Annotated in this window: 15 protein-coding genes and 1 other annotated feature (1 of these 16 running past the window's edge); of the genes, 5 read left to right on the top strand and 10 right to left on the bottom strand. The window is 32.5% G+C overall.

What is annotated here, in order from left to right; translation table 11 throughout:
- Nucleotides 1-97: a binding site (SAM riboswitch), on the bottom strand (it extends 7 nt beyond the left edge of the window).
- Nucleotides 98-278: 181 nt separating this feature from the next.
- On the top strand, nt 279-2435 hold the full coding sequence (locus tag AD998_04085) for a hypothetical protein (protein ID KOY85440.1): 2157 nt from the start codon (nt 279-281) through the stop codon (nt 2433-2435).
- A 29-nt stretch (nt 2436-2464) separates the two neighbouring features.
- Here the strand turns inward: AD998_04085 and AD998_04080 are convergent, their stop codons facing one another.
- The 4 genes from AD998_04080 to AD998_04065 all read right to left on the bottom strand — a co-directional run bounded on the left by AD998_04080 (nt 2465) and on the right by AD998_04065 (nt 5193).
- Nucleotides 2465-2899 (bottom strand): hypothetical protein, encoded by a 435-nt coding sequence (locus tag AD998_04080; GenBank protein ID KOY85439.1) that lies wholly within the window; start codon nt 2897-2899, stop codon nt 2465-2467.
- Nucleotides 2900-3034: 135 nt separating this feature from the next.
- On the bottom strand, nt 3035-3820 hold the full coding sequence (locus AD998_04075; GenBank protein ID KOY85438.1) for a hypothetical protein: 786 nt from the start codon (nt 3818-3820) through the stop codon (nt 3035-3037).
- A 24-nt stretch (nt 3821-3844) separates the two neighbouring features.
- Nucleotides 3845-4405: a hypothetical protein gene (locus AD998_04070; protein ID KOY85437.1), complete on the bottom strand. Its 561-nt coding sequence runs from the start codon at nt 4403-4405 to the stop codon at nt 3845-3847.
- Between the two features lie 68 nt (nt 4406-4473).
- A complete protein-coding gene (locus AD998_04065) occupies nt 4474-5193 on the bottom strand; it encodes a hypothetical protein (protein ID KOY85436.1) in 720 nt (239 codons plus the stop codon).
- Nucleotides 5194-5337: 144 nt separating this feature from the next.
- Between AD998_04065 and AD998_04060 the strand changes: the two genes are divergently transcribed.
- Nucleotides 5338-5733 carry a hypothetical protein gene (locus AD998_04060; GenBank protein KOY85435.1) on the top strand — a complete coding sequence of 132 codons (396 nt, stop codon included), beginning with the start codon at nt 5338-5340 and terminating at the stop codon, nt 5731-5733.
- Between the two features lie 35 nt (nt 5734-5768).
- Entirely contained in the window at nt 5769-6167 is a 399-nt protein-coding gene (locus AD998_04055) for a hypothetical protein (GenBank protein ID KOY85434.1), read from the top strand.
- Nucleotides 6168-6250: 83 nt separating this feature from the next.
- Here AD998_04055 and AD998_04050 read toward each other — a convergent pair whose 3' ends face one another.
- From AD998_04050 to AD998_04030, 5 genes are all read right to left on the bottom strand, one after another.
- On the bottom strand, nt 6251-8491 hold the full coding sequence (locus tag AD998_04050; GenBank protein KOY85433.1) for a hypothetical protein: 2241 nt from the start codon (nt 8489-8491) through the stop codon (nt 6251-6253).
- A gap of 152 nt (nt 8492-8643) precedes the next feature.
- The gene (locus AD998_04045) at nt 8644-10776 is read right to left on the bottom strand and encodes a methylmalonyl-CoA mutase (GenBank protein KOY85432.1); all 2133 of its coding nucleotides are present in this window, start codon (nt 10774-10776) and stop codon (nt 8644-8646) included.
- 60 nt (nt 10777-10836) lie between these two features.
- The gene (locus tag AD998_04040; protein KOY85431.1) at nt 10837-11904 is read right to left on the bottom strand and encodes a hypothetical protein; all 1068 of its coding nucleotides are present in this window, start codon (nt 11902-11904) and stop codon (nt 10837-10839) included.
- 33 nt (nt 11905-11937) lie between these two features.
- Nucleotides 11938-12873, bottom strand: coding sequence for a hypothetical protein (locus tag AD998_04035; GenBank protein ID KOY85430.1), 936 nt, complete (start codon nt 12871-12873; stop codon nt 11938-11940).
- 9 nt (nt 12874-12882) lie between these two features.
- Entirely contained in the window at nt 12883-13359 is a 477-nt protein-coding gene (locus tag AD998_04030; protein ID KOY85429.1) for a 6,7-dimethyl-8-ribityllumazine synthase, read from the bottom strand.
- Between the two features lie 148 nt (nt 13360-13507).
- On the opposite strand from AD998_04030, the gene AD998_04025 reads away from it, so the two are divergent.
- Nucleotides 13508-14602, top strand: coding sequence for a leucine dehydrogenase (locus AD998_04025; GenBank protein KOY88045.1), 1095 nt, complete (start codon nt 13508-13510; stop codon nt 14600-14602).
- 51 nt (nt 14603-14653) lie between these two features.
- Here AD998_04025 and AD998_04020 read toward each other — a convergent pair whose 3' ends face one another.
- On the bottom strand, nt 14654-15568 hold the full coding sequence (locus tag AD998_04020; GenBank protein KOY85428.1) for an amidinotransferase: 915 nt from the start codon (nt 15566-15568) through the stop codon (nt 14654-14656).
- A 156-nt stretch (nt 15569-15724) separates the two neighbouring features.
- On the opposite strand from AD998_04020, the gene AD998_04015 reads away from it, so the two are divergent.
- Nucleotides 15725-16543 (top strand): 50S ribosomal protein L11 methyltransferase, encoded by an 819-nt coding sequence (locus tag AD998_04015; protein KOY85427.1) that lies wholly within the window; start codon nt 15725-15727, stop codon nt 16541-16543.
- The last annotated feature ends 3 nt before the right edge of the window (nt 16544-16546 follow it).

Raw genomic sequence — 16546 nt, 5'->3', positions numbered from 1 at the left:
AACTCCTAAAAATTAGGCAGGTTTTGGCACCTTTCTCTTACAGAGATGGTTGTCAGAAGTTCATAGAGCCTGTTCTCTCCCTTCTTCTTTATAAACTACGCCTTTTGATAGGTGAAGTCGTTGCAAAGATAATTATTTTTTGATTATTCCAAATTTTTATTTTAAAAAATCAGTTTTACTTGTCATATATATTGTTAAAATCATATATTTTAACTATCATTCGGAACAATCTATTTTCAATAAAATACCATTTCGTTATCAAAAGTTATGTTGATTAAATGAAGACTTTTCTGTTTATTTATATTTTCACATTCTTTTTCAATAATCTGTATAGTCAGGTAGTTGCATTACAAGAAAGTAAGCCCTCTCAAGAAGTTGGTGATTTTTTAACTTTTGTAGAGGACAAAACTAATAAACTTACAATTGATGAAATATCTAAATCTGAATTTCAAAAAGAGTTTCAGATAAATAAACAAAAAGTTTTCAATGTTGGTATCAGTTCTTCTACCTTTTGGCTTAAAATTAGAGTACAAAATACAAGTCCACAAGTTCGAGATTGGCTTATTTATAGTTCTTATACCTTTTTGGATGAAGTTGTTTTATATAAAAAAAACAACCAAAATGTTTGGATAGGAGAAACGACTGGTATTAAACATTCTTTTACCCAACGTTCCATAAAACACAGATATATTGCTTTTTCTCTTACTTTCCAAGATACAACTCCCCAAACAGTTTACCTGAAAATCAGATCTGAAACACCTATACAATTCCCCCTTTATATAGAAAGAGGAAGCTATTTTGCAGAGCCTTCTCGAACGTTAGAACTTTTTTATGGTGTTTTTATTGGTATTACAGGTCTGATGTTTCTAGGTAGTATATTCTTTTTTGTATATTTTAAAGACAAAGAATATCTGTATTACAGTATTTTCTTAACAGGAGCTATCACATTTTATTTGTCATTAAGCGGGCATTTCTTTCAATATATTTGGCGAGATAATGGACAAACAGGTAAAGTATTTTTAGGTTTTTCCATGGGCCTTTGGGTGATTGGTGCTGGACTTTTCACTAAAAATTTTTTACAAACATTTCGATACTTTCCTTTGGCAAGTAAAATCATGAATATCTATGCTATTTTGGGTGTATGGGTGTGTTGTAGTGTTTTTTTCTTGTCATATCCATTTTTTGCATTACAAATTATCATATTAGGTAATCTTGGTAATCTTGGTATTACCATTATTGGTATTGTTTGTTGGCTTAGAGGAAACCCTTTTGCCAGATATTTTGCTATTGCTTGGATTTTTTATGTAACAGGTACTATTTTGCTTGCTCTTTCAATAACAGGTCTTTTACCAAGAACTTTTATAACAGCTCATTTAGGCGAAATTTCATGCGTTTTTGAGGTCATTATGTTCGCTTTGGCTTTAAGTTATAAAAATCGAATAAAACATGAAAAAGTACGTCAAGATAGACTAAAAAGCCAGCAGAAAGTTATTGAACTTCAAAAAGATAATAATGTTCGACTTGAAAAGCAAGTAGCTGAACGAACAAGAATATTACAACAAAAACAAGAAGAAATAGAGATTCAAAATGAAGAACTTAAACAACAACAAGAAGAACTTGAATCTAGTAGAAATCAATTGTCTGAACAAAATAAAATTATAGAACAACAAAACTTGTATTTAAAACAATATAATGAAAATTTAGAAGTGTTAGTTGCACAAAGAACTCAACAACTTACAGATGCTAATTTAGAACTTGTAAACCAAAATATGCAATTAGAGCAGTTTGCCTTTATTACTGCTCATAATCTACGCTCACCAGTAGCTCAGTTATTAGGATTAACTCATCTTTTCAATACAGTAGACATTACAGATCCTTTAAATAAAGAAATATTAAAACATATACTTACTGCTACCAATTCTATGCACCAAACACTACAAGATTTAAGTGAGATTTTGGATGTAAGGAAAGGTAAAGAACAAAACTTAGAATATTTATCTTTTCAGATTATAGCTAAGGAAGTTATCAAAGATTATTTTGATAAAGTTTCAGATATGCAAATAAGTCTTGATTTTGAGCAAGTTGATTCTATTTATTTTGTAAAAGCTTACCTAAAAAGTATTTTTTACAATTTTATTAGTAATGCTGTCAAATACAAACACCCTAAAAGAAAACCTATTATAGAGATTTATACAAGAAATTATCCGCAAGAAGTTTGTCTAACTTTTAAAGATAATGGAATGGGCATTGATTTAAAAAAATATATGCACAAGTTATTTGGTTTATACCAAAGATTTCATTTGGAAAAAGAGGGTAAAGGTATGGGACTTTATCTTTGTAAAACTCAAGTAGAAGCTTTAGGAGGACGAATACAAGTACAAAGTGAAGTTGATATAGGAACTCAGTTTGATATTTATTTTAAAAAAATAAAATAAAAAGCGTCAGAAAAATCTGACGCTTTTGTTTATCTTCCTAAATATTGGTTTTTCAATTGATCATCTAAAGTGTCAGCCCACCATTCCAAATCAGCGATACAAGTACATACTTCGTTGTAATCTATACCCTGAATATCACGTTCATAAGTAGCATAAACAGTATCCGAACCAGGCATAATAGTCATTTTAACGCCTAATTTAGAGTCATTTAATTCTAGTAAGTGGCGATAAAATTGCTGCTCATTAGATTTAGGTACTTGCATAAGAGGTGAAAAAATGCGTAAAAAATAACGTTCTGTGCCATCTTTCATTGGAATAGATTGAACGAAAACTTCGATTTTGGCAGAACCTATCGTCCAATACCAAGCTCTACGTTGTTCGTTAAATGTACCTTCTTTGGTTAAACCAACAGAAGCCACATATTGGTTAATCATGTCTTCTACTTGTTCGCGTGTAACTGCCATAATTGTAATTTTTTTTGTGATACCTTAGTTTCTATTGGTAAATCTATTTTTTTTTTTGAGGAAAACAAAATTTTTAGTTTTTTTTTAAAACCTCTTTTTCAATAGAAAAAAATATAGCTTTTCTTTAAGAGAAAGTTATATTTTGACAACACCCACTGCATAAGCTTGTCCTTCGGCTTTGACAACACCTCCCTCTTTTTCAAGAGTTATGATAAATTTTTGAGGTTTTTTGAAACACTTTACTGGCGAGAACTTTCCCCAATGAAAAACTCCAGCATCCCAGACAATATTATCATCTGTAAGAGCCCAAAGTTGATACTGTTTACCTTTAGGAGGTTTGGGTAGCGAATTGGTAAATATATATGCTTGTTGTTTTTCGTCATTCCAAAATACAGTAGCATGACTTTGAGGTGCCATATCTTTCATACCTTCTAAGTAGGTAATATGATAAGCTGGATTTTGTACCATAGAAAGCTCACTTTCTAACTCTTGATATCTTGTTTCTAAAACTTTCTGATTATTGGCTATTTCTACATTTTGATTTTTGACAATGGCAAGATCATTTTGCGTTTGTTGCCATTGTCCATAAAAATAGAAATTCCCCAATAGACTTACAAGCAACAAAGCAATAGAAGCTACCATTCCATACTGGAAAAAACCTCTATTTTTAGATACTCCAATAATCGCATTGGGTGTATCTTTTTCTATACTTTGCATCACTTTGCTTTTGAGGCTTTTTGGAGGTGCTACCTCAAATTGAGATGCATACTCATTTAAGGAAGCCTGTAAGCTATGAAGCTCATTGGCTATTTCAGGATACTGGTGAGCCATATCCTCTACTTCTCTTCGTTCTTCCTCAGAGGCTATACCAAGTACATAAATACTTAAAATACCTGATTCGATATATTCCTGAATTTTCAAGTTCTTTATTATTTAAAATCTATTCTAAAAATTCCAGTCGCTTTTCAGCAAATTTCTTAAATATTCCAAGGCATTTCTTGCTCTCGTTTTTACTGTTCCCAAAGGAATAGATAACTTTTCAGCTATTTCAGATTGAGAATAACCCTCAAAATACATCATATCAATAATTACCTTATGCTCATCTTTCATCTTACCCATAATCTCTTTAAAACCTATGTATTCGCTCATTTGCCGAGTTGAGTCATCTGTTTTTTTATAAGCTTTTAAGGTTAGAGAATCATTTTTTTGTATTTGTTTGATTTCTTTAGACCTTAATTTATCAATAGCTGTATTTCTTGCAATATTGAGTACCCATGTAAACAGTTTTCCTTTTTCCGTTGAATATTGAGCTATATTACTCCATATTTTCACAAAGGCTTCTTGTACAACATCCTGTGCAATTTCTTCCGAACTTACAATGCGTATTACCACCCCATATATAGTAGGTGCGTAGTTATCGTACAAATACTCAAATGCTTTTGTGTTTTTGTTTTGTAACTGACTAACTAACTCGTTTTCCGAAAAAAATGTTTTCTCTTTTTCCAAACTAAAAAACCATTATTGATGATTAACTCCTAAATATAAAGAAAGTTTTTTTTTCGTTGTAAAAAAATTTATGCAGCATTTTGAGAAATATATTTTATCAGTATTCTTTTGGCAAGTGGTAACAGAGTTTCTTCCAAAGGGTACGATAGTTTAGCATTTACTAAAAATGTTGCTGGATTTGGCATTTGTTTATACTTACGAAGTAACTGGATTTTTAGATTTTCAAAAGTTTCAAAAAAGCTTTTTTGTATGGTTTCCATGTGTTGGAGATGGATAGCTCTAAAAGAATTTTCTATACTTGTAAACATAGATACCTGATAATAATAAATTTGTATATTTCTTAAAAACTCTTCGTGAAGTAAAAGATAGCCTTCTTTCTGATACAATGGAGATATACCAATAGGCAAAAATTCAAGATTTTGCTCTATATATTCATACATATTTTTACCCTCAAGGAGTAAGCTTTTAAAATTAGGCAATGCAAAACTGATGATAGATTCTAGTTCCTCCATGAGTTCATCATCTTGTACTAAATTTTCATATTCCAAGTGTAATTTCTCAAAGTCTGCTTTACTAATTTGCTTAGGAAAACTCTGATAAAGTATTTTTTTATGTTCTTTTACACTTTGTAGATTCTGATAATGAAAAATTATATCTGAAAGATAAGGATATAATTTTGAGGCTTTAAATTCTTCTTGAATGCCTTTAAAGTAGGCTAACAAAATATATTTTTTATACTCAAAATCTATCAAGCCTTCTGTAAGCCAATTAGGATTTAATACTTTCATAAGCTGGGGGTTTTAGGTAGATTATAAAAAATGCCTCTTTCTAAAAATACAAAAAACTTTTTTTCTTTAAAAATAACTTTTGGTTTTCTTCAAGAAAAATATTAAAATAGTGGACATTATTGTATCATCAAAACTCATGCAAAAATGATCTTAAAAAATCTATTGTTTTTTTGTGCATTAACCTTTTTAGGTTTGAACGCTTATGCTCAAGATACTTTTACTGGAAAAATTGTAGCGAAACCTTGGAGTAAAACAGGAGAAAGTTATTGTGCTCAAGGTAGTAGTTATTATGTTTTTGAACAAAAAGATCAATCTGCTATTGTAATTAAGGAAAACAAATCTGTTGATTTAAAAAAGTGGGAAGGAAAATATGTTCAAATTAAAGGTAAAATAGAAACAAAGGAAATCAAACCTTCTAATAATCCTATGGAACAAAGACCTATCAGTACAGATATCAATGGTAAAGAAGTTCCTTTTACTTGTTCAGTTTTAGTTATTGAAGAAATAATGAATCTCAAGAAATTCAAATCAAAAAAGTAATTTTTTTTATAAATTTTATAAATCATTCATCTCTCATGAAAAAATATAATATTTATTTTGATGAGTCTAAAAACACTGTTATTTTAGAATTTATAAGTTTTTTGACTTTTGATGAGTTTAAACAAGTATGGCTAGAATCTATGCATCTAATAGAAGAAAAAAAAGCTTCTTATTTTTATATTGATGCCAGTAAAGAACGTATTATCCCTCCTGGTTCTGAAGAGTGGCTTGTGAGTGATTTCTTTCCTGCTGCTCAACAAGCAGCCCAGCGTTTAGGGTATAGACTAAAGGTGGCAAGGTCTGAATCAGTAGATATTTTTAATAGACTAGCTTCAGAACGTAGTATTAGTCATTTCAGTAGTAATAATCCAAATTTTGATTTTCAGAATTTTCCAAGCCCTGAAAAAGCTTTAGAATGGCTCTATGAAGCATAAAAAATTAAAGTATAAAACAAGCAATTATGCTTGTTTTATACTTTAATTCCTTTCTAGAAATGATTCATTTCATATAATTAGGCTCATAAATCTATTCTAAAGGTAGCCCATAAGGTAGTGCTTTCCCAAGCAGGTGTTCCTGGTGATACATCAGGTCCTCCTGCATTACTATTCATTGGGTATAAGTTATTTTGATTGGTGATATTTTTTATTTGTATATCTATACTAGATTTGTTAGAAATATCATATCCCAAGCCTATATTTACAAGTAAACTACCTTGAGCGACTGTACCCACAGGTGAGACCCAAGAAGAATAATAGAGCATGTTTAATCCTACATTAAGTTTTTTGAAAGGTTTAGCAAGTGCATTAAAACGAATAATATTTTCGGGAAATGCTTTATAGCGAAGTTTTCCATCTTCTGATGCTAAGTACATACTATTAGCATTCTCTGCTAAATCTTTTTGTTCTTGAGTAGCATTGATTACTTTGACTAAAGAATGGCTCAAAATAAAAGAATATTTAGGTTTTGTAAAACTTAAAGTGGATTCACTACCTAATTGATTGAATGTTCCAGGTGTATTTTTAAAATACCAATATCCATTCCAGTCTCCAGGCACATCAGAACCTATACTAATCATTGGAAATACATTAGGATCTTGGTAAATTACACCTACATCTATTACATTTTGTACTGTATTATAGAATCCTACAGTATTTAGTACAAGATCATCAGTAAAGTTATATTTCAAAGACAGTTCTATATTATTAATTCGTTCAGGAACAATAGAAGCTATGTTATTTGCATTAGGAATACCTAAACCGTTGATTTGTGAGTAATTTTCGGAACGAAGAAAACCATCTTTTCTATATCCTCCAGAATAATGAAGTCCTACAGCCCCTCTAAAGCCTGCTTGATAAGAAGCTCTAATCAATAATTTTTTAGATGGTGTATAAATTGCTCCAAAACGTGGTGAAATATTTTGTCCCCAAAATGGGTGTTGATCATATCGAAAAGCAGCGAATATATCTATTTTTTCATTAATAGAATAAAAATCCTCTGCAAAAACACTAAGTAGATTTATTTTTTGTTGAAAAGACATTGTTAAATCATTATTGGCTGTGGCAGGGTTAAAAGAACCCACCACATTTGCGATGAAATTATTATTGTCTTTATTAGGCAACCCCATGGAAAAGGTTTTATATTCTACTCCTATTGCTGTTTTATTACGCTTCCACAAATCATCTATGTTAAAAACCGTTTTACCACCATATCTTTGTTCTGCTGTTCCTCCCATAACAGTTCCTGAAAGAGAATACAAACCATAATCATCATTGATAAAAGATGCTGTAGTAGTATTGGTGATTTTTTCTGAAATTTTAAAATTATAACTCACTCCTAAACTTAACAAATCTTGCCTAATGACTTCTCTATCTCTATAAAAATTATATAAATCTCTCTTTTGTTCTGTTTTTAAGATGTTAATAATTAAATCTTTATATTGAGTTGTATTAATAATTGTAATATTATCATTCCTTCGCAATCTATGCCCCATGTCTGCAACTTTTCCTCCTGCAAAACCCTGATTATTTTGTAAAGCTGCCCAACCTTCACGTCTAAACTCTTGTCCTTGATAATTTAACCCTGATATATAAGTATAAGATTTAATCCCTTTCATATTAAGTTTAACTCCTAAAGAGCCTCCATAATAGTCGTTTAAACCTACAGAAGTAGCAACCTGTGTACTCCCACTTGTTTCATTTTTAGCATCTTGCGTAACAATATTAATAACCCCCAATAAAGCTCCTTGCCCCAAAGTAACTGATCCAGAACCTCTTATAACTTCTATACGTTCTATATATTCTAGATTTTGGCTATTTAGAATTGCGTCAGGAGGTCCCCAAAAAAACTCTGTATTCAAGTTCTGCCCATTGACTAATAGTAATACCTTAGAGTTGTTATCAGGTGCCATTCCTCTGAAGCCTGCAATAATATCATCTTGATCTTCTACTGCAAAATAACCTGGTGAAAATACTGTAAGAACCTCAGAGAGAGTTCTTGCTCCACTCAATCTAATTTGCTCTTTACTGATAACAGTTACAGAAGCGGGTTGTTTATCGATATCTTTTACAATATTAGATGCAATACTAACTTCTTTTTTCTCCTTGACAGGTATCAGAAGTAATTCATCTACAGAAGATGAGAAGAGTTTACCTTTTTGAACTGAATCTATTTGTGCAAATACGGTACTATTTGCTAAGCATAATACAACAAACAAGATTGTATGTACTTTTATGTATAAAAGTTTTCTTTGATAATGCATAAGAATAGTGTTTATTTTTACTATATAAAAAATCTCATGATTATACTAAAAATAAACATATTAACCAAATATTAATTTAAAATTAAATCAATATTTGGTTCAAAATTCTACCAATACTTGTTTTTTCAATATTTTATATTTATAAATAAATTTTAATTTAAGAGTTTTGATATAATACTTTGTGCAGCCACAGAAATAACAGTACCTGGCCCAAAAATACCCATTACTCCTGCCTCATACAGAAATTGATAATCTTTTGGGGGAATCACTCCGCCTACTATTACTAAAATATCTTCTCTACCTATTTTTTTAAGTTCTTCAATGAGTTGTGGTACAAGTGTTTTATGACCAGCTGCAAGAGAACTTACACCCACTACATGTACATCATTTTCAGCAGCTTGGCGAGCAACTTCAGCAGGAGTTTGGAATAGAGAACCTATATCTACATCAAAACCTAAATCAGCAAAACTAGTAGCAATTACTTTAGCTCCTCTATCATGTCCATCTTGTCCCATTTTAGCAATCATGATACGTGGCCTTCTTCCTTCCATTTCTGCAAATTGATCTGCCAAATCTTGTGCTTTCTTAAAATTTTCATCGTCAGAAACTTCTGAAGCATACACACCTGAAATAGCTCGGATGGTTGCTTGATACCTTCCAAAAACAGTTTCCATCGCATCTGAAATTTCGCCTAAAGTGGCTCTTAATCGAGCTGCCTGTACAGCCAAATCTAACAAGTTTCCTTCTCCTGTTTTAGCAGATTCTATAATTGCCTCTAATGCTTTTTTAACAGCATCACTATCTCTTTCAGCTTTTATTTTTTGCAAACGAGCTATTTGTTCATTACGAACAGTTGTGTTATCTACTTCTAAAAGTTCCAATTCTTTCTCTGATGTAGGTTTAAACTGATTCACACCTACAATAATTTCTTTATTAGCATCTATACGAGCCTGTTTTTTAGCAGCAGCCTCTTCTATACGCATTTTAGGCAACCCAGTTTCAATAGCTTTTGCCATTCCTCCTAATTCTTCTACCTCTTCAATTAATTGCCACGATTTTTCTACCAAATCATGGGTTAGTTTTTCTACATAATAAGAACCTCCCCAAGGGTCAACAGTCTGGCAAATGCTACTTTCTTCTTGCAATATTAATTGTGTATTTCGAGCAATACGAGCCGAAAAATCAGTTGGCAAGGCTATTGCCTCATCTAAAGAATTTGTATGTAAAGATTGTGTATGCCCTAAAGCAGCAGCCAATGCTTCAATGGCTGTACGAGCTATATTGTTGAAGGGGTCTTGTTCTGTAAGGCTATATCCTGATGTTTGACAGTGTGTTCGCAAAGCCATTGAAATAGGCTTTTTGGGGTTGAATTTTTTAACAATTTTTGACCAAAGTAAACGCCCAGCCCTCATTTTAGCTATCTCCATGAAATGATTCATGCCTATTGCCCAAAAGAATGAGAGTCGAGGAGCAAAATCATCAATATCAAGTCCTGCTGCAAGTCCCGTTCTGATATATTCTAAACCATCTGCAAGTGTATAGGCAAGTTCCAAATCAGCTGTTGCCCCTGCCTCATGCATGTGATAACCTGAAATACTAATATTATTAAATTTAGGCATATTTTTGGAAGCATAAGCAAAAATATCTCCAATAATACGCATACTTGGCTTGGGAGGGTAAATGTACGTATTACGTACCATGAATTCTTTCAAAATATCATTCTGAATTGTTCCAGAAAGCTCTTCTGCTTTTACTCCTTGTTCTTCAGCAGCTACAATATAAAATGCCATGATAGGAATTACAGCCCCATTCATGGTCATAGAAACGGACATATCGTTTAATGGTATTCCATCAAATAATATTTTCATATCTTCTACACTATCAATGGCAACACCTGCCTTTCCAACATCTCCTACTACTCTTGGATGATCAGAATCGTAGCCTCTGTGTGTTGCCAAGTCAAAAGCAACAGAAAGTCCTTTTTGCCCTGCTGCAAGGTTTCTTCTATAAAAAGCATTGGAGTCTTTGGCAGTTGAAAAACCTGCATATTGGCGTATTGTCCAAGGGCGTTGGAGATACATAGTGCTATATGGACCTCTTAGATAGGGTGGTTTTCCTGCTATGAAGCTTAAATGACTTAGGTTTTTAGCTTCATTGGCTGTATAAAAAGTATAGATATCAATGCTCTCAGGAGTTTTCCAAACTTTATTATCTCCAATACTTGTAGGTTGTTTGGATACTTTTAAAAGACTCTCAAAAGATATATTGCTAAAATTTGGCTTCATAACATTAAACGTATTTGGGCAAATTTATAAAAATAAAGTTTAAAGAGAAGTATCTATTACCTAGAAAATAGCTTTTACAGAAAAAACATGTGAATATAGCCCTGCATCATTACTTACTACATCTGTAAGAGCATAATCAATTGTAAAACGTTTCAATTTAAAACCTGCTCCAAAATTACTTTGAATGCTAGTATATGTACTACTATCAAAGTTTTTGATTTTTTGGTAGTTACCAATCCCTGCTCTTAAGAAAATAGTTTGCTTATAATCGCCTTCAATCCCCAAAGCTGGAGCGATTGAAATAAAATCGGAGGAAATTAGTGTATTTCGTTTACCATCAAAGGTGTTTTGCAATTCAAAAGCTGTAAGTAACCCAAAGTTTTTTTGAATAGGAAAACGTCTGCTCATTCCTACATTAAGTTTAGGAACTGTAATTTCTACCGAATTTTGAGGAATGGGATTTCCTGTTTGTGCATAAATAGCATACAACAATGCTAAATTATGCCTCCAAGCCGTAAATGTTCCTGTAATATCTCTTGCCATAGCTCCCACATTCCATTTACCCAGTTTAATTTGAGCTCCTGCATCCAATCCAAAGCCCCAAGCTGTTGCAAAATCGCCTGCTTGCCTGTATATTACTTTAAAATTCCCTCCTAGTTGGAGATTTTTTAGTTTAGGGAGACGTTTGGCATAAGAAACCTGAAAGGCATAATCGGCAGCTGAAAAAAACTGAACATTATTATAGTTAATAGCTCCATTGACATCATAAAGAAAACGAGTATCGGGAATATCATCTACGCCAAAACGAATAGCTGAAATAGCAATATGACTTGTAGAATCTACGGGTGTTGCAAAACCTATATAATCGTATTGTGCTATACCTGCAAAATACTCAGCATGCATCAGAGATACCTCATATTTAGATTTGATATGAAGTAACCCCGCAGGATTCCAGTAGCTGGAAGTAACATCATCCACAGTAACTGTCATTGTTCCAGACATGGCAAGCCCTCTTGCTCCTACTCCAATATTCAAGAATTCATTGCTGTATTTTGGAGCAAATTGAGCATCCAATCTGTTACAAGCAAGAACAAACAATAATACAAGAAGAATTAAAAATTTATTCATTGATCATCATTGATTATTGTTTCAGGACCATTGTTATTTATTTCTATTCATTAAGAGTACACCAAAGATAATAAAACTCATCCCAATTAAATGCCACATTGTAATAGTTTCCCCATTCAATACTCCCAAGCTTACTCCTACAATTGGAATCACATAAGTTACAGAACTTGCAAACAATGGTGATGACATTTGTAATAATTTGTAAAATACCATAGAGCTTATTCCAGAACCTACAATGCCCAATGCCATTACTAAAATTAAAGCTAGTTCTGTTTTAGGAACATCAATAAATACGCCAAAAGATGTTTTGGTAACTGGAGCATTTTGGTAAACGTCTACAAAATCTGTAAAACCAAACAAAAATATATTAGCCATCATTCCTACCATAAAAATAGAAATACTTGTGATATGAATGGGGCGAACATCTGAGAGGTATTTTCCTGTTAGGTTTACATTAAACCCATAACATATGGTAGCTAATACTATCAAAAGAGCGTATGAATTGAACTCTATTCCTTCTTTCTTTACAAAAATAAGAACAGTTCCGACTATTCCTAAGCTAATGCCTATTGCTTTTTGCCAAGCACTTTTCTTACTAAAAAACAGAACCCCTACCACAAATGTAAAAAAGGGTGTTAGAGAGTTCAAGATACTTGCCACAGAGCTTTTAATTTCTGTTTGAGCAATGGCAAATAAAAACGCAGGTATTAAATTACCTAATAAACCTGAAAGTAATAAAAAGCCTATTTTTTGTTTGGGTACAAGCCTAAAATGCCACAGAGCAGGTATCACTATTACTAAAAAAGCAGAAGCAATACGCAAAGAAGCCACCTGCACAGGTGGAAAAACTTCTAACCCTATTTTAATCAGTAGAAAAGATGTTCCCCAAATAATAGAAAGTAAAAAAAGTAAAACCCAAGCCAAAACAGGATAACTGCTGGTTTGGGTAGCTGGTGTAAGAGTTTTCATGATTTTGGTTTAGAAAAATAACATTTTGATTGCTGTAATGGCTGCCTCATCTCCTTTGTTGCCATGTTTACCACCCGAACGGTCTATGGCTTGAGCAAGATTGTCTGTTGTAAGAACGCCAAAAATAACTGGTTTGTTATATTTTAAATTTACTTCAGTAATACCTATAGCTACAGCATGCGAAATGAAATCAAAATGGCGAGTTTCACCTTGAATAATACAACCCAATGTAATTACTGCGTCAATATCTCTGCGTTCAGCAAACCATTGAGAACCTAAAGAAAGCTCATAACTCCCTGCTACTGTTTTGATTATAATATTTTCTTCTTTTGCTCCATGTTTAAGTAAAGTATCATAAGCTCCTTTCAAAAGGGCTTCTGTTACTTCACTGTTCCACTCAGCAACTACAATACCAAAACGTTTTTGGCTAATATCGCCTATATTTTTATTTGAATATTCACTTAAATTTTTGAGAGAAGAAGCCATAAATAGTGATATGTTATAAGTTATTGAGGATAATCATTGACTTACCCGAAAAGTTCATACAAAAATCTTATTTTTCTTGAAAAAAAACTATTTTTACAGCCACAAAAAAATATCAGATTCAATTAATCACTTATTCAACGCTTTATATATGCAATCTGTTTTTGACCAAATCAACGAAAATAATCATGAGCAAGTCGTCTTTTGTAACGATCCTCAAACTGGTTTAAAGGCTATTATCGCTATTCATAATACTGTTTTAGGTCCTGCTGCGGGTGGTACTCGTATGTGGATGTACAACTCTGAAGCAGAAGCTCTTAAAGATGTTTTACGTCTTTCTCGTGGAATGACTTACAAAAATGCCGTCGCTGGTTTGAACATTGGAGGCGGAAAAGCTGTCATTATTGGAGATGCTCGTAAACATAAATCGGAAGCTTTGTTCAGAGCTTTTGGTCGTTTTGTAGATAGTTTAGGCGGAAAGTATATTACTGCCGAAGATGTAGGGATTGGAACGCAAGATATTGAACAAGTGGCTATGGAAACTAAATATGTTTCTGGAATGCCTAAAAGTTTGGGTGGAAGTGGAGATCCTTCACCTGTTACAGCTTATGGTGTGTATGTGGGCATGAAAGCAGCAGCCAAAAAAGTATATGGATCTGATAGTTTGGCAGGGAAAAAAGTTGCTGTACAAGGCGTTGGGCATGTAGGGCAATATTTGGTGGAACATCTTGTAAAAGAAAATGCTCAAGTAATTATTTCTGATATTTACGAAGACAGAATCCAAGCTCTTACAAAGCAGTTTTCTAATTTACAAGTAGTTGATAAAGATAATATCTATGATGCTGATATGGATATTTATGCTCCTTGTGCATTGGGTGCAACTGTAAATGATGACACTTTAAGTCGTCTAAAATGTAAAATTATTGCTGGAGCAGCCAATAATCAATTACAAGATGAAAATCGTCATGGAGATTTGTGTGGAGAAAAAGGTATTTTGTATGCCCCTGATTTTCTTATCAATTCTGGAGGTATCATTAATGTATATTGTGAAATAGCTATGCCTACTTATAATTCGGAAAGAGCTTATGAACAGACTGAAAGAATCTATCAATATACTTTGGATATTATTGAAACTGCTGAAAGAGAAAAAATCAACACTCATAAAGCAGCTGTACAACTTGCTAACAAGCGTATTGAAGCAATGGCAAAATTAAACTCCAATTCTAAAAACAGATATGGTTTTTAAAATCCTCAAAATATATTTTTTTCTTTTTAGGGGCGAATCACATTCGCCCTATTATTTTGGTAAAAATATTTCAGCTATCATGCAACGGGCACTTCCACCTCCATAAGTTTCGATAGTATTGAGTGGACATGGTAACAACTTTACATAGTTTTCTAAACGCTTTTTTTGACTTTCTTCTAAATGTTGGTAAGCTCTTTCCGAAAGAATTAAAATTTTTTCTCCCTTATTGTTAGTAACTTCTAAACAGTTTGCAACAAAATTTTTCATTTGTTCATACGAAATTTTAAAAACTTCTTTTTGTGTTTTTCTAAAGGAAGCTATCAAATCTTCTTGGTCTGAAAGCTCTTTGATGGCATCCATACAAATAATCACAAACTTATCTCCTACGCTCATCAGTACATTGGTATGGTAGATAGGCTTATCAAACTCATCTACCGCCTGAAAAGTAATAGGCTGAAAACGCATGGAATTACAGAATCTATCTAAAACTTCCGTATTTGTTCTTGTAGAAAGACTTGCATAAGCTATTTTATGTGTATGTTCAAAAATCATACTACCTGTCCCTTCCAAAAATTTCCCTTTTGACTCATAATGAGAAAGATTTACAACATTATGTACTTTATACTGTTTTTGTAGAATTTCAACAATATCTTGCCTTCTTTCGACTCTTCTGTTGGGGGCTTGCATTGGATAGAGTACAATCACACCTTCTTGATGAGTGGTTATCCAATTATTTGGAAATACAGCATCAGGTTTATAAGGTTCTATGGTATCATCAATCACCATTACATTCAAATCTTCTTTTCTAAGCAATTCAACCATATAATCAAACTCTGCCAAAGCCCTTGTATGAATTTCTTCTGAAAAATCAGAAGCTTTTTTTTGAAAAACATTGGTCTGGGCTGTTTCTGGATTGAATCCAAAAGCAGCAGGGCGTATCATGAGCAAGTGTGATGTAGTTTGCATAAAATTGTTTTAAAATATAAAGCTCAGAAATAAAATAATCTTAATTGGTGTATGATATGGTAAGATAATGAAAAAATCATTTTTTACAAAATATCTCTTTGTTTTTGAAGGCTTTTTTCCGTAATTTTGATTTATTTACTTCATCTTAAAACACCTATGTTTACAGAGCTTATCATAGAGACTCCAGAAGAAAATGTTGAACTCCTTATAGCAGAATTAGCCGATTTAGGCTTTGAATCGTTTGTAGAAAATGAAAATGCCTTACAAGCCTATATTGCTTCAGATATATTTGATGACCAATCTGTAAAAGAACTACAAAATCAATATGAGTTTACTTATACTTATCAGCATTTACAAAAAGTAAATTGGAATGAAGAATGGGAAAAAAACTATCAGCCTGTTGAAATTATTGATAAAGTAAGAATTAGAGCAGTATTTCATGAACCCAATCCTAATTTCACTTATGAAATCTTGATAACACCCAAAATGTCTTTTGGGACAGGGCATCACGAGACTACTTCTCTCATGGTAGAACATCAATTGGGTATTTCTCATCAAAATAAAACAGTTTTAGATGCTGGCTGTGGAACTGGTGTACTTGCTATTATGGCACATTTCTTGGGGGCTAATGATATAGAAGCATTTGACAATGATGATTGGGCCGTGGAAAACACCCAAGAAAATATTGAATTGAACCAGTGTAGCCATATTAAAGCTTATTTGGGAACTATTGAAACCGTTGATACAAACAGAAAATTTGATATTATTCTAGCTAATATCAATAGAAATGTCTTGCTCAATGATATACCATCTTATGCTAGTTTACTTGTAAAAGATGGTTATTTACTTTTGAGTGGATTTTATGAAGTAGATATTGATGATATTCTTGCTGTTGCACAAACCAGTGGCCTAGAGTTGGTAAGTAAGAAATCCAAAAACAACTGGGTTTCGTTAGTTTGTAAAAAAAATAATTAGAGT

The sequence above is a fragment of the bacterium 336/3 genome (genome assembly GCA_001281695.1).
In the GTDB taxonomy this organism is placed as follows: Bacteria; Bacteroidota; Bacteroidia; order Cytophagales; family Thermonemataceae; genus Raineya.
The sequence above is the reverse complement of the archived record's forward strand: the minus strand, read 5'-3'. Positions and strand labels throughout refer to the sequence as shown.